Origin of the sequence: Mesorhizobium sp. GbtcB19, assembly GCF_019091085.1 — a bacterium.
GTDB lineage: Bacteria > Pseudomonadota > Alphaproteobacteria > Rhizobiales > Rhizobiaceae > Mesorhizobium.
This window is the reverse complement of the sequence record NZ_JAGXJY010000456.1, coordinates 1-240: the sequence shown is the minus strand read 5'-3', so window position 1 is coordinate 240 and position 240 is coordinate 1. Positions and strand designations below refer to the sequence as shown.

General features: G+C 62.9%; 1 protein-coding gene. It reads right to left on the bottom strand.

Annotation, left to right across the window (positions count from 1 at the left end):
- Positions 1 to 240 (bottom strand): MaoC/PaaZ C-terminal domain-containing protein (locus KVT37_RS32735; protein WP_306797046.1); only part of this gene is annotated, 240 nt, incomplete at both ends.

Sequence of the window (240 nt, the reverse complement as noted above, 5' to 3'; positions counted from 1 at the left end):
GCTGCGGCCTGGATTTCGACTGACGCTTGGAAAGTATTGTGAGCTTGCCGGTGAGACGGTCGCCGGCCAGCAGCGGCTTCTTCCATTTCACATGCTCGATGCCGGGCGACCCTTGAGAGGGCGAGTCGAGCAGGAAGGCGTCGCACAGCATGCGCATGAACATCGCGCAGGTGTGCCAGCCCGAAGCCGGAAGTCCGCCGAGGATGCTTGCCTTGCCGGCTTCCTCGTCGAGATGCATCG